The organism is Microcoleus sp. B4-C1 (assembly GCF_036705285.1).
In the GTDB taxonomy this organism is placed as follows: Bacteria; Cyanobacteriota; Cyanobacteriia; order Cyanobacteriales; family Microcoleaceae; genus Microcoleus.
On record NZ_JAUBUC010000020.1, the window covers coordinates 84595 to 99043 of the forward strand.

Sequence of the window (14449 nt, forward strand, 5' to 3'; positions counted from 1 at the left end):
GGTTAACAGGGTGAACATCTTAAGATTGGATGACAGCGATTTAGTTCCAGTGGACTATGGCGATTTGCTGGACAAGATTTTAGAAACATTGCAGACTAAAAATCCGTTTAGCGTATCAGAAGACAGCCGCCGCTTGCTAATTGATATTGATGCCATTGCTGCCGATGTTTCCAACAAGCAAGTGCGGCAACCCTTGGGTTCTTTTGAACGCCAAGCAGATTCTGCCACTGTTAATTTTCCGCCGGAAATAGAAGAGCATTTTGGCAGTGAAATTAGGCAGATTCAACAGTGTTTGCGGCACCAACTAGAATTTAAACTTCCTCAAAATACCTCGATTGAAAGGTTTGTCGCTAATTTGATTAGTCCCTTAGACTCACCATCTTTTCGGGGAAGCGGCCAAGAGTTAGGCTTTAAATACGATTTTGGCACCCGCCACCCTTCTTTAGAAAAAGAAAGGCTAACTTTGGAAAGCCGAGGTACTGGAAGCCATGCAGCTTTAAAATTGCACAAATTGACCGTTACCGTCCGAAATACGGATATTTTTGAACAAGAACTCAAGCAGGGTTTACAAAATTATATCAATGAAAATGCCGAGACTAGCAGTGAGAAAGAAGACCTTAACCACCGTCTTGATGAGATGGTTAAAAATCCTGACTCGGATTTTCACAAATTAATCCGACTCGTAGACAAAGAAACTCTCGGCAAAATTCAAAAAGAAGCTAAAATAACCTACTTGGAATACCTGCTAGAACACATCCGCGCTAGCAGCAAAGATACTGTAGGCATCATCTATTTAGAAGACTTGATTCGCCGCATCAGATTGATAGAAGAATACATCAACGACCCAACTAAATCCGATGGCGAGTACGAAGTTAATTATGCTGGTTTTCGAGTTAATTATCGAGAGATATTTGCCCGATCCGAATTTTTAGATGCACTGCCAATTATTCCCATTGTATCAGGTTACTTGGGAGAAAGTACGGACAATTCTCGTAACGAGCGTAAGTTTATCTTTGGCCTCAAAATCAAATTTGATAACTCAGTTCAAGCGCGCGGTGGAAAAGATGTATTTGAGTATTATCTGAACCTGCTAAATCCCGACAGTGAAGAACATCAAGCAGAATTTGATGAGGATTATCATCCCGAAACCTTCGTCCGCAAACTGTTAAAAATAGCATTGCTCTACTATTTTGTGCTGGCTTCCCGCAATGACCCACTAGCACAAAATTACGACCCGGAATCTGAACTAAATCATCAGCCTAGAACCCTATTTGAACAAAGAGTCTTGCCCGTTTTGCAAGGTTCTAACGATGAGCAAAAAAAAGAGCTTTTTCGCAACTTTATTAAAGGGCTTAATCAGTTTAACATAAAACACAAAATTACGCATCTGAGAAGAATGCTAAAAGGCTTTCTGGATCGTCAAACAATTTTACCAACCCGCACAGAAACGCGACACGTAAACCTCAAAATAGGTCTGGTAGAAGATATTGACAATATTTTGACGAATGGTAAATTTTTTAATGACATTATGGAGCGAAATTACAAGCAAACGCTTCATTATATTACCGTCAAAGAACCTAGTGTCGATGAAAAATCTATTTGTCAGCTACCCGTCAATATCAGCATCGAAGATGTCCGGTATTTCCCAACTGATGAACGCCAAAATTTCAGCATGGAATATAATATCAAAGGTGTCGATGTTTTGCCTGTACTTTCTGCACCTAAAGCCCCTCGCTCTAGAGAAATCTACGAAAAACATTTTCAGACCAAATTAGTTGTGTTTCCCTATGACGATAGACGACTAGACTGCGGCGATAAAGGTTTACAACCTGCAGCAATTTTTGTGTATAAGTTTACCATGTTGCTGCTGTCCTATATCTGTCTGAGGATATTGCTCGAAAGTGCTGCGGACAACTTGTTTATTCCGATGGTGAGGCTCCACGAAGGCGACCACAATCACCCTTCGCCGTCAGAAGTGTTTATGGCTAACCTTTCTAAAACATTGTCTCATATTTTGAGTGAAAAACAACGCTCAACTTCTCAAGGATTTCGGATTAGAAAAACGCCCAATGGTTACACAATTCGTAACGGTTTGAGTTCCCTGTATTCAATCCTTCCTAAAAAGTTTCGATTCAATGATGTACAGCTAGCTCCTGAGTTGGATAAATTGGCAATTATTGTCGTTTCCAGCCGGGATAGTGATGCGAAAAGAAGCAATCAAAACCGCTTCCAAAGACAAGCCAGCTTAATCGGAGAAATTGTCGTAATCAATCGCCTAGATGACAGTACAATTCAAGTCGAAATGCGGAAAACTCTTTCCGAGAATTACAGTGTCAGCCGTCTTTATTCTGAGCCGTTAATCCTTGAAGATGCAATGAGTCAGCTTTATCAGCAAGGATATCGAAATTTCGCATATATTTCGCAAGCACCTTACATGAGTACGCTACATATTACCAAGACTGAGGAAGACGAGGAATTGTCTTTTATGTCAAAAAAATTGCTCCGAACTTTGAAGGGAGAGCGACGAGATATCAAAATTTATCCGATGTTTTTTGATAAATACTATGTCCGCAGTTTCCTAGGCGATAGGGAAAAATCTTTTTACATTCAGGATGCAATGGAGCTGGAAAGCTTGTTTGCAGATACCAGTCAGCAAGCTGTGATGTTTTTAAACTTGTTTAACGGAATTAAAGTCAAGGAGGAAAAGAACTTTTATAACGGTGTGATTTCCTACTCGACGCTGTTGCATATATACGAAGGTATTCTGGATGACCAAGACATTCACCAAGGGTTGATTTACGACGGTGCAATTAAAGATACTTTGCTACATTATTTAACAATCTTTCACTTTTATCGCTATGAAGCTCGCAAGAAAAATCTGAGTTTTAAACTTGATCCCTACGAGCAGATTATCGGTGATGAATCGGTGGGTGCTTTGTCTGTATTTAGTCATGCTGGCGGTAGTGCAGATTTTAATTCCCTGGCATTTTTGAATAAAGTAAGAGAAGTCTTGAATGTGGATGATGGAGGTATTAATCATGATTGGTGAAGATTTTGGGCGGCTGTTTGAGGTGGGATTTAATATTGGGATTCTGGCGTATATTCAGCGTGAAAATATAGCTCACAATTTCGGAGATTCCTACCGTCTCGATTTACAGAAACTAGAATTGCCAAAGATGATGGCGGAAATAACTAGGGAAGCTAATCTCCTCGGTAGTTTGGATGCTAAAATTGTTGAGAAGTGGAGTCTATTTTTTCTCCAAAAAGGCTTTATTGGTGGGTTGAATTTCTTCCGGGAGTACCTCACATCTACGGGCTGGACTTTAAGGTTATCGCAAATCTTGTATTTTCAGTGCAGTTTGAGTTGTACTAACAGTATTAGAACCCAGAATGACGATGAGACAGAAGTTTTTAAAGCGTTTAAGAAGGTATTATCTCAGTTTGAAACAGCGCAACCAAATTTCTCAGACGATGAGATTAACTCCTACATCCGCCGCTACAAGAAAAAAGGCGAGTTTTTGCAAGCTGATACCCTGATTTTGTTGCAAAATGGTAAGGATTTTAGAATTCTGTGCGTTGATTTGTCTGTGTTTACTCCTCCGTTGACTTCGGAAAAAGTCGATAATCTCAACGAAATAGAGGTGATGCGGAAGTCTTTGCTCAGAGAAATTAGCTATTTGCGATCGAAAAGTGTTTTTTCTAATCTGCGAATCGATACTAGCACTTTAGGTATTGACTTTTCGGAGGGTTTAAACCGCTATTTTACGGCTTTTAAGTATAAGGATAAGGAAAGCGCTAAGTTGATTCAGGCTGGTAGCTACGCTCACAGCTTCTACGGTTTTCTGCAAACGACTGGTATGATTCCTGATGGTGCTGAGGTGTTGTTGAATGTTGTCGGTTATAGCGATCGCACAATTAGCGCAATTTCCCTCCGCAGTGATAAAATTGACATCTTGGCGAATTGTGCCAAAATCTACCAGCAGGAAGCGAAAAATAAAGAGATTAACGATGCTCGCGGCGATGTTTTAGATACGATTCAACTCAACGCAGCTCGCAGTTTTCAAAATGGCAAAAAGTTTGTCAGCGATTTGTTGACGATTGGCAAAAGTTCTACACCTGTACGTAATACAGAGCGGATCGATAATTTTGTTAATTCCATAGATATTATATCAGATAAACTGGCCGATGATTTGCAAATCGATCGCGGATTACATCTGAGAAATGCTCACGCTCAATTGATTGTCAAAGCACTGCAATCTGATGAAACTTATATCTTTTTGACGGGGAATCCAGGAATTGGGAAAACAACTGCGATCGCAGATTTCCTCAAAACCCATATAACCGACGGTTTCTTGTTCTTTTACGTCAGTCCCCGCAAGCAAGTCAACTTAGATATCATCGATAAATTTCGAGACAAAAAGACTGGTTTGCTGTGCGACAATCGCTTATTTTGCATTAACTCAAGTTCCGATACTATAGACAGCAATTTTGGACAATGTACCGTCAACTACGTGGCAAATAATCATCACGAAAATTTTCAACAAAAAAGTGTCCACTTCATCAACAACAGGGCCGAAATGCAGCGGAAGGAATATCACCATCCGCAACTTCAAAGGAAGGGAGAAACAGTAATCAAACCTAGGATAGGCAAAAAGCATGGAGTGCTAAATAGCGTTTGTGAGGGAATATATTCGCTCATCAATCGTAAAACATCGAACAATATCGTGGCTACCGTTTCCATTCAGTCTTTAAAGGTGACAGAAACCGGAAAAAATACTCTCCAGCATTTAGAGAAAATATTTCAAGATGCTTACAACAAGGGGGAAAAAGCAGTCATTTCTCCTAAAATGCAAGAAATCTCCAGCCGCATCAAACACATTTTCATTATGATCGATGAAATTACTGGAGACGACGGCGGCGTTGAGTTTTTGCATGGAATTGGTAGGCTGCTTAACAAATATGACTTGCACAACCCAAAACACGGTTTTAATACTAAAATTATTGTAGCCGATGCTTCGATTGTTGACCCGGATGTGATTAAACAACACCTCGATGATACCTCGCCGGAACCGGATAAAATCTATTTCAAAAAGCTCCCAAAAACTTCTCAGGAAATCCCGCCTTTACAAGTTATTCCTTTTGAATTTAAACGCTTAGCTGCTAAACTTATCAATACGAATTCCTATCCGGCTAGCAGTTTAGAGATAACTTACAAGGTGTTTATAGAAGCTGTTAAGTTCACTGAAGCTATTTCTTTAAAACTAAATTATGATTTGGTAAAACGGGTACAGTCTCAAATAATTGAGGATATCAATCAGCGGTTAGCAATACCGGGAGTTGAACAAATTATCGTCTACATTCAGGATAAGCGAAGATTGGCGGAGTTGATTGATAAAATCCAAAATGAGCGAGAATTTAATCGCTATACCGATTATCTGGAAGTCCACGCGAATATCTCGGAAGAGGAGAAGGAGCAAATACAAAAGTGCAAAAATACAGCTAAAGTAATTTTTATGACTGCATCGGGAAGTCGCGGCTTATCTTTCCCGAAAACTAAGCATATTTTAGTAGATATTCCCCGCTTTCAGATTGAGAAAAATCTGATGGAAGTCATACAGGTGATTTATCGGGGACGCGGAGAATATGACAACGGTAAAACCCTTGATGGTGAAGATAAGGAATTGGTTTTTTATCTGTCTGATACAGCAGTTTATTACGCTGATGATGCGGAACTTTCTTTACAAGAAAGCAAGTTGAGTTTGTTGAATTTACTGCTAATTCTGAAGACTGCGGTGATGACGCGGATTGTGGGATATGGATATTTGGGTAGGGATAAGTTTTTGATGATTCCGATTGGCGGTAAGTCGGTTTCCGCAGTCGGGGATACTTTTAGCAGCAAAATGGCGGCTCTAATTAAGACATTAAAGAGCGAGAGCCAGCGAGGAAATATGTTGTTTAAGGAGGTTTATACGAGTCTGGAACAGCTTTTGAGTCGCGGGGATTATGTTTTGAAAAATTCTGATAATTCTCGTCAAAAGGGCGATTTTTATCTGGAAATGCGGGACGATTTTAATCGTAAGTTTTTGGAAAAGTGCAATCCTCTTGATGGTTTGTTGAGCTATGATAATTTAGAACTCGGTCATGTTTGCGGTAGTTTGTTGCTCGTACCTCTAGCTAAGCAAAATTTGGTAGAAACGTACCAGATGTCGCTTCATCGAGAAATTAAGGAATGTCTAGAGAAGAAGTTGTTGGAGAAAATGTATGGAATCAGGGATAGCGAGTCGTCCCCGGAGAATGTACGATCGGCAATTAGAGGAGGTGCGATCGAGCTTTTGCAATTTCTCAACGGCGATGTGGAGAAAACTCAGTATTTTGAAGAGCAGAGTCAGCAGTTCGATCGCTATTATGCCATACCGCTGTTTGCTTTTGTCAGCGGGGAGGAGATGCAGGAGTATTTTGCTGACAGCCAACTGGAAGAACCGGAAGATAGGCGGTTTCGGGATATTTTGTCGGCTTATGTGCGATCGATCTACCCTATAGACAGTGTAATGCCGATCGGACACAAGTATCGAGATTTCCCATTTATCGTGTTTAGAAGCTACAGTTTAGAGCAAAGTCGAGAAAAGATTTTTACAGATAAATATCTTTTAAGTTCCAACGAATTGAACGTGCTCAATTTAATTTTGTCGAAGCAGGTAAACTGAAAATTGTAGGTGCGTCAGACTATTTTAGATTTTAGATTTTAGATTTTAGATTGGGAATCAAGGATGACCGAAAGCATCAGGATACAAGCCCCCGGATTCATCCGTCCAGAAATAGAAAACCTGTATCCGATAAACACGCCCCCCAATTTATCCGTGGGGTCAAGGCTTCAATCTAAAATCTAAAATCTAAAATCTAAAATCGATTGACGCGCCATACTTACTACTTGCTAACTTCAAACGGCGTGTATTTCCCCCCCAAAGCTTCGACGATGGCGCGAGTATTAGCCGACATCATTTTCACATAAGAATCACCCTCGCTTCCGGGGGTCCCAATCGAATCGGAATAAAGTTGCTGCGCCGCCAATTTCACCCCCGCTTCCTCCGCCACTGTTCTAATCAATTGCGGGTTAATTGTAGTCTCAGCAAAAATAGCAGGAACTCCCGCAGCTTTCACCGATTCAACTAACTTTTGCACCGTTTGAGCGCTCGGCTGTTCCTCGGTACTAATCCCGATCAAACTGTTAGGACTTCCCAATCCGTAGGCGCGGCTGTAATATTGAAAAGCATCGTGACTTGTGACTAATTTGCGCTGATTTTCGGGAATAGTTTTAATCTGTTGTTCGATCCAACTATCCAAGCGTTTTAACTCTTCAGTAAGTTTCACAGCATTCTGCGTAAACTTCTCCCGATCTTCCGGCGACAGTTCGATTAGCGCATCCCGAATCGCTTCCACCATTTGAACTGCATTTTCCACATTTCCCCAAACGTGCGGATCGGGTACGGTATTGCCTTCTTTATTCAATAGCAAAGGCTTGACAACTTCCCCCACTGCTAATTTCCGTGCCTTAATTCCGGCGGCATTCATCATCCTAATTAATCCCGGCTCCAAATTGTAACCGTTATACAAAATTAAGTTAGCTTGTTCTAAAGCTTGAGAATCTTTTGGCACCGGTTCGTAAACGTGAGGATCGGTTCCCGGCTGCAAAATTCCTGTTAGCTGAATTTCGTCGCCCGCTACTCGATCGGTCAAATCCTCAATAATTGTGCTGGTAGCAACTACCTTCGGTTTAGCATCTGCCTCTGGAGAGAGGCGATCGCCCTGAGTTGAAGCACAACTAAATAAACCCACAGTCAAAATGCCGCAAGCAATAGTTCTAATCCACAATGCCTTGGGCTTGTCCAATGCAGGGCGGGCGGTTTCAATCCCCGACTCATCGCTAAACTCCCCTTTATCGGATTGCTTCACAATTGCCGTCGGTTTTAATTCACATTTTGCACTCTTCTCCACCAGAGGCAAGATGCCTGTTTCACAATTATTCAATATTCTTGTGGGGTGGGTCAATAGCCCGCCCCGATCGCGATCGTTGAGAATGGTGGAAGATATAAGTTTTAACTGACTTGAGATTTTCGCCGCCAAACCTATGGTTTCAGGGGTTTCGAGCTTGCACTGTCCCATTATCTACCTCTCCTGCGTTCCAGATTATTCCTATTTACCGATGATTTCATATTCTTTTCATTTTTACAGTAAACTTAATAAAAAGGAGATAGACTCACCCCAATGAATACCGCCGCCTTCCCCAACGAGAATCCTTGGTCTAAAATGGTTTGCCACCTCAAAGACACCGCTACCGACACTGAAATTATCGCTGTTAAGCACTTAGCAGTAAACTACCGCACGGTAGAGGCACTCAGAGATATCAATCTTTCCGTCAAACCGGGAAGGCTGACGGGTATTATTGGCCCCAACGGTGCCGGCAAAAGCACCCTAATCAAAGCAATGTTGGGCTTAATTCCCGCCGATCGCGGCACTGTTACCTGGGGCGAAGAAGCGATCGCCGATCGACTCGAAACAGTAGCCTACGTGCCCCAGCGATCGCAAATTGACTGGAACTATCCCGCCACCGTTTGGGATGTCGTGATGATGGGAAGAGTCAGAAAAGCCGGATGGTTTCGCCGCTTTTCGGCAGCTAGTCGCCGCACCGCTGCCGATGCCCTAGAAAGAGTAGGCATGACTGCTTACAAAGACAGACCGATCGGACAACTTTCCGGCGGACAGCAACAGCGAGTATTTCTAGCTAGAGCATTAGCCCAAGAAGCCGCTATTTTCTGCTTTGACGAGCCGTTTGTCGGCGTTGATCAAAAAACTCAAAATATCATTTTCGACATCTTCCACCAGCTAGCAAATGCCGGGAAAATCGTTTTAGTAGTTAACCATGACTTAGGCGAATCAATCACCAATTTTGATGATTTAATTTTGCTAAATACAGAACTGATTGCCGCTGGTTCCCGCCAAGAAGTGCTAACAAAAGAAAACCTTTACCGCGCCTACGGCGGACAAGTAATGTTTTTTGCCGGACAAGCCGCTTAATTAGCTAGCAGTCATTAATCTACGAGTTACGCTTTTGAACCCAGTTTCTTGGGTAATATTGGGTTTGGCAACGATCGATCTCCCCTTAAACCCGGTTGCTTTAGTTGTTAGTCATTAGTTAACTGTGATGTTATAATTTTATGCTACAAACCTTAATTGAGCCGTTGCAGTACGGATTCATGCAGCGATCGCTCATAATTGCCATTCTCGTCGGCATCGTCTGCGCGATCGTCGGCAGCTACCTAATGGTACAGCGGCTGGCCTTGCTCGGAGACGCCATCAGCCACTCGGTTTTGCCCGGATTGGCGATCGCATTTATCCTCGGAGCAAACATCTTTATCGGTGCGTTTATTGCGGGAGTTTTGAGTACAGTCATCATAGCTTGGATCAAAGCTCGATCGACAATCAAAGAAGACGCCGCAATGGGCATCGTATTTTCAGCCTTCTTCGCCCTGGGCATCACCCTAATTACGATCGTCCAAAAAGACAACAAAATCGACCTCAACCACTTTCTTTTCGGCAACATCCTGGGCGTTACCGCCCAAGATGCGATCGACACAGCCGTCATAGTCGCCGTAGTCTTATTAGTTGTAGTAGTCTTTTACAAAGAACTGCTATTTTACACATTCGATCCATTAGGCGCACAAGCCACTGGTTTGCCAGTAAACCTGCTCAACTTCGGACTGATGGTACTCATCGCCCTCACAATAGTTGCCAGCCTCAAAGCCGTTGGCGTAGTGCTAGTTTTGTCCCTATTAATTACACCTGCAAGTACCGCCTATCTCCTAGTTACTCGCCTGCACCAAGTAATGATTTTAGGCGCAATAATCGGAGTTATTTCCAGCATTAGCGGAATGTATCTCAGCTACTTTTATAACTTACCCTCTGGCCCCGCAATAGTTTTAGTTGCATCGGGATTATTTGTGCTATCATTGCTGTTCAGTCCCACTCAAGGAATCCTCACCCAGCCCCGCACAAACTCCGGCCAACTTCCTCCAATCTGGCGGGAATTAAAAAATTTAACCAAAGGCAGATAACAAATAACTTTGTAGTAACTCACATCTTGCACAATTCTCGCTTAACAGCCAAGATGCCTGTTCCACAATAAAATTCACTCTTTGTGGAACAGGCATCTTGCCTGTTCATAAAAAGCTTATTGAGAATGGTGCAACATCTCAGATACTCCCGAATCGGGCGATCGCAACTGCGAACAATTGCTCAAAAAAACTGTACAATAACAAAAGTTAAAATTTCACGCAAACAGATCTACTAAGTTAAAAAAAACATGACCGTCAAAGTAGGAGACACCGCACCCGATTTTACCTTACCCTCTCAAACTGGCACATCAGTCAGCCTCAAAGATTTTAAAGGTAAAAAAAACGTCATAGTCTACTTTTACCCCAAAGACGACACACCCGGATGCACGACTCAAGCTTGCGCTTTTCGAGATAGCTACGAAGTCTTCAAAGACGCAGGCGCAGAAGTCATAGGAATTAGCGAAGATTCGCAACAATCGCACCAGCAATTTTCTGCCAAATATCAGCTACCCTTTACACTGCTGAGCGATACTGGCAACAAAGTTCGGCAATTATACGGAGTTCCAGCTACACTGTGGATTATGCCCGGTAGAGTAACTTATGTCATTGACAAAGAAGGCATTGTCAAGCATATTTTTGACTCCATGTTAGACTTCAAAGCACACGTTGCAGAAGCACTCAAAACTTTGGAAACCATCAAAAGTTAGGTGGATTTGCTTAAATATATTGTTGGTAGTGAGGACGAAAGTCATCAGGGCTGTTTCTGGGCAACCACGGGGGGATTGCTACGGAAAACCAGGATTTTGTAGGGGCGGTGCGACCCCTACTCCCCGTGCCCGCCCCCAGCCACAGATGATTTCAGGGGAATTTCAGGCATCGGGGCAACCACGGGGGGTTTGCCCCTACAAGAAAATGAAACCGCCCTGCAAAAGTCCTCATCCCTCATTGTCTAAAAAAACAAGAAAAAACTAAATTCGTGACTGCGAACTAACAGTTTGTAGTGAGGAAGAAAGTTCTGAGACTAGAGATTTTCCCGTACCCAATTTTTAAAAGCTTGAATAGCGTGGGTTCTGCCAGCAACTTGACTCTGCTGAGTGTACTGATTCACCAGTTCGACAATAGGGATATTAGGGAAAGTGGGACTAACATCAGACTCAATATATTGTTCGGCTTGCAAAACGTTGATTTGTAGCCCTCGCCGTGCGTATCGCCAAAGTTCCGGCACTCCTAGAATTTGATAATTATCCAACTGCGTGCGAGAGGTGAGATCAATTTCTATAGCTAAGTCTGGGGGCGGATCAACACTCATATCGAGGCGATTTTTACCTATAACGGCTGCTTGATTTTGAATGTAAAAACAGCTATCCGGTTCGACAGCCTGACTCATGCGTTCATTTTTCAAGGTTGTCGAACCTAATGACTCAAATGCTATTTGTCGTGTTTCCAACAAAATTTTTACCATGTCGCCAATAATTTCTTTGGCTTTTTCATGTTCGGGCAGAGGAACCATAATTTCTAACCGTCCGTTACTATAGGAAAGTCGGGAAGCACGACGTTCTCCTAATTCCGCCAAAATACTTTCAAATTGTTGCCAGTTAACATCCTCAACCAGTAATTGCTGACCCGGTTGAATCTTTAATTGTCTTAACTCCAATAACATAATTGTTCATCCATTTTCTCTAGGAAATATCAGCAACGTCCTGACTACGAATCATTATCTTAAAAAACTAAGAAAGGACTAAAGTTCTTACTAAAAACTCGTGGTTCGTAGTAAGGACTTTAGTCCTTTTTTGCTAACGACTTGCAGCCATTAACAATTAGCACTTAGCAATTATCTAGCTTTTTGCAACACTCGATTTTTCAGATGTAGCGCTTTCGGCAGTTTTGCCATTTTTGCTATTACCGTTACCGTTGCTGTGCCGGGGTTGGATAACTCCATAGCCACCGTGAGTCTTGCGTTCGTAGAGTACGTTAATTTCGTCTGTTTCCGCATTACGGAACATATAGAAATCGTGATCGATAATCTGCAATTGTTCCAAAGCTTGTTGCACAGTCATTGGAGGCATAGCAAAATACTTAGTCCGTACCACCTCAGCAGGAAGTTCGGGAGTTCGATCGCCAATCAGATCCGCTACTACAGGATGTTCTTCAACTACCGTAACCGTTTTGGCACTACTCTGGATTTTGTTGTCGTGACGTTTTTCCTTGAATTTCCGCAGTTGACGAGCTATCTTGTCGGCAACCAAATCTATGCTGGCATACAGGCTTTCCGTGCTTTCTTCAGCCCGAATAACGCTGCCGTTAGCATAAATTGTCACCTCAGCAGTCTGCTTAGGATTGATCCTGGGGTTACGAGCCACCGATAGATGTATGTCCACTTCTGTCGTCAAAGTTTGAAAATGGCTAACTGCCTTTTCCACCTTTTGATTGACGTACTCGCGAATCGCATCGGTGATTTCTATATTTTTACCCTGGATAACAAGCTTCATAGAGCTCCCTCCCTTCTGTAACTTCGGTATATTTTATACAGTAGCACTATGTATTCTCGAAAACACTTATCTTCCAAATCTTTTATTATATGTTGACAATTCTTGATTTAAGCTGGGCCAATATTCCGTAAAAATACTATTGATTTTTTGCATGGTTTCTCCTCTAATCCATCAACCACTAAATGCACAACCCTGCTTGCTCCTCGATTGGGGACAAGTTCCCTACTCCCAAGCTTGGGAAATCCAGCAAAAACTCGTGCAAGAACGCCGCGACAAGCCTGATTTGCCAGATGTCCTGATTTTGCTGGAACATCCGCCGGTTTACACTTTGGGACTGGGAGCAAAGCTGGAATTTCTGAAATTTGACCCAAGCCAAACTGGGGCGGAACTTCACCGAGTTGAGCGGGGCGGCGAGGTGACTTACCACTGTCCGGGTCAATTGGTGGGCTATCCGATTTTAAATTTGCGCCGTCACCAGCCTGATTTGCACTGGTATTTGCGGCAGTTGGAGGAAGTGCTGCTGGGGGTGCTGGAAGTTTTGGGGTTGAAGGGTTCGCGGGTTCCCGGTATGACTGGGGTTTGGGTGGATGGGTGCAAGCTAGGTGCGATCGGCATTAAAGTCAGCCGCTGGATTACGATGCACGGTTTTGCTTTAAATGTTTGTCCCGATCTCGCAGGCTTTGGGCAAATTGTACCTTGCGGAATTCCCGATCGACCTGTTGGCAGTTTAGAGCAGTTTATCCCCGGAATTGAGGTTGATCGAGTGCGATCGATCCTTGTCGCTGAGTTTGCTCGCGTTTTTGCAGTGGAAATTGTGCGATTCCCTACGGGATAGCTTCGCTTCACGAATGTGTAGGGGGCGTCGCTGTCCACCTTACTCCTAACCGCAGTCGGTTTGTTAAGTGCGATCGGAATTTTCCTCCTCATACACCATTAAATCTCCCGGTTGGCAGTTTAGTGCTTTGCACAAAGCATCAAGAGTTGTTTCATCAATTCTTGTTAGCCGGCGGCGGGTTTTGATTTTAGAAACAGATGTTGGGTGCATCCCAACTCTAGCCGCCAATTCTTTATTGCTGATATTGCGATCGGCCATTACAACTGCCAATTTCCAACGGATCACTGCGGGTGCTCAACTACTAGCCAGGACTTTGCAAGGTGATGTTAGCATCCTGCAACCTTCACTAACACGTGTGTTGCCGTATCGGCAATATTTTTTGTCGTATCGCTTGACTTGCAGCAGCGAATGAACTATGCTGAGGATGTACAAACGGAAAAGCGATCGCCCCTTGGCCTCGAAAACTCAAGGGCGATCGCTCTCCGACTATTGTCTAGTTAAAACTTATGATATCACAGCCAAAGTCAGTTCCCGAACTCCTGCGCGAAGAAATTCCCGACGCACCCATCGGAAAGCAACCGATCCGATTGTTGATTTGCGGGATTCCCAAAGGAGTGGAAAGCATCATCAATTTACTTCACGTCTTGGGTTTTGCAGAAGTTGGGGAATGGAGTCCGCCTTTACCGTCGCCGATCGCAGGTGAAGTAATGCGGATTTTGACCCGTTACTGGAAAGAATAATTTTTCAGGGCGATCGCCTTTTCTTGAGTGAAGTGCGATCGCTCTTAAATTATCAAAAACATCAGGCTTAATTCTCTACCCAATCACTTAAAAACTCAACAGTAAGGATGCTAAATATCGAATCGAATTAACGCGGCGGTGTTTGCGAGACTTGGGGGTATTCTAGAGATAATTTTAACAGTCTGTACTTAGGAGCGCGAATTAATTAAATAACTTACAATTTTAATTGTTATTGTGGGATGGGCGTCCCGCCCGTCCTTTTTGGACGGGCGGGAC

11 protein-coding genes are annotated in these 14449 nt (G+C 43.0%); 7 read left to right on the top strand and 4 right to left on the bottom strand.

What is annotated here, in order from left to right; genetic code table 11:
- The first annotated feature begins 10 nt into the window (after positions 1 to 10).
- Entirely contained in the window at positions 11 to 3049 is a 3039-nt protein-coding gene (locus QUB26_RS10980; protein WP_333317933.1) for a hypothetical protein, read from the top strand.
- On the top strand, positions 3039 to 6704 hold the full coding sequence (locus QUB26_RS10985) for a helicase-related protein (RefSeq protein WP_333317935.1): 3666 nt from the start codon (positions 3039 to 3041) through the stop codon (positions 6702 to 6704). Before QUB26_RS10980 ends, QUB26_RS10985 begins: the two co-directional genes overlap by 11 nt.
- Positions 6705 to 6924: 220 nt before the next feature.
- Here QUB26_RS10985 and QUB26_RS10990 read toward each other — a convergent pair whose 3' ends face one another.
- Positions 6925 to 8160, bottom strand: coding sequence for a metal ABC transporter substrate-binding protein (locus tag QUB26_RS10990; RefSeq protein ID WP_445299601.1), 1236 nt, complete (start codon positions 8158 to 8160; stop codon positions 6925 to 6927).
- 102 nt (positions 8161 to 8262) lie between these two features.
- On the opposite strand from QUB26_RS10990, the gene QUB26_RS10995 reads away from it, so the two are divergent.
- The 3 genes from QUB26_RS10995 (at position 8263) to QUB26_RS11005 (ending at position 10816) form a co-directional block, all read left to right on the top strand.
- Complete coding sequence (locus QUB26_RS10995) at positions 8263 to 9072, top strand: metal ABC transporter ATP-binding protein (RefSeq protein WP_333317937.1); 810 nt, start codon at positions 8263 to 8265, stop codon at positions 9070 to 9072.
- Between the two features lie 140 nt (positions 9073 to 9212).
- Complete coding sequence (locus tag QUB26_RS11000; protein ID WP_333317939.1) at positions 9213 to 10109, top strand: metal ABC transporter permease; 897 nt, start codon at positions 9213 to 9215, stop codon at positions 10107 to 10109.
- Positions 10110 to 10357: 248 nt separating this feature from the next.
- Positions 10358 to 10816, top strand: coding sequence for a peroxiredoxin (locus tag QUB26_RS11005; protein WP_333240128.1), 459 nt, complete (start codon positions 10358 to 10360; stop codon positions 10814 to 10816).
- A gap of 314 nt (positions 10817 to 11130) precedes the next feature.
- Here QUB26_RS11005 and QUB26_RS11010 read toward each other — a convergent pair whose 3' ends face one another.
- Positions 11131 to 11769, bottom strand: a complete 639-nt coding sequence (locus QUB26_RS11010; protein WP_333240129.1) for a Uma2 family endonuclease — start codon at positions 11767 to 11769, stop codon at positions 11131 to 11133.
- Positions 11770 to 11944: 175 nt separating this feature from the next.
- Positions 11945 to 12598 carry a ribosome hibernation-promoting factor, HPF/YfiA family gene (hpf, locus tag QUB26_RS11015; protein ID WP_333162386.1) on the bottom strand — a complete coding sequence of 218 codons (654 nt, stop codon included), beginning with the start codon at positions 12596 to 12598 and terminating at the stop codon, positions 11945 to 11947.
- Between the two features lie 151 nt (positions 12599 to 12749).
- On the opposite strand from hpf, the gene lipB reads away from it, so the two are divergent.
- Positions 12750 to 13433, top strand: a complete 684-nt coding sequence (gene lipB / locus QUB26_RS11020) for a lipoyl(octanoyl) transferase LipB (RefSeq protein WP_333240131.1) — start codon at positions 12750 to 12752, stop codon at positions 13431 to 13433.
- A 63-nt stretch (positions 13434 to 13496) separates the two neighbouring features.
- Here lipB and QUB26_RS11025 read toward each other — a convergent pair whose 3' ends face one another.
- Complete coding sequence (locus QUB26_RS11025) at positions 13497 to 13718, bottom strand: helix-turn-helix domain-containing protein (RefSeq protein ID WP_332984474.1); 222 nt, start codon at positions 13716 to 13718, stop codon at positions 13497 to 13499.
- A gap of 221 nt (positions 13719 to 13939) precedes the next feature.
- On the opposite strand from QUB26_RS11025, the gene QUB26_RS11030 reads away from it, so the two are divergent.
- Positions 13940 to 14173, top strand: coding sequence for a hypothetical protein (locus tag QUB26_RS11030; RefSeq protein ID WP_333240133.1), 234 nt, complete (start codon positions 13940 to 13942; stop codon positions 14171 to 14173).
- The last annotated feature ends 276 nt before the right edge of the window (positions 14174 to 14449 follow it).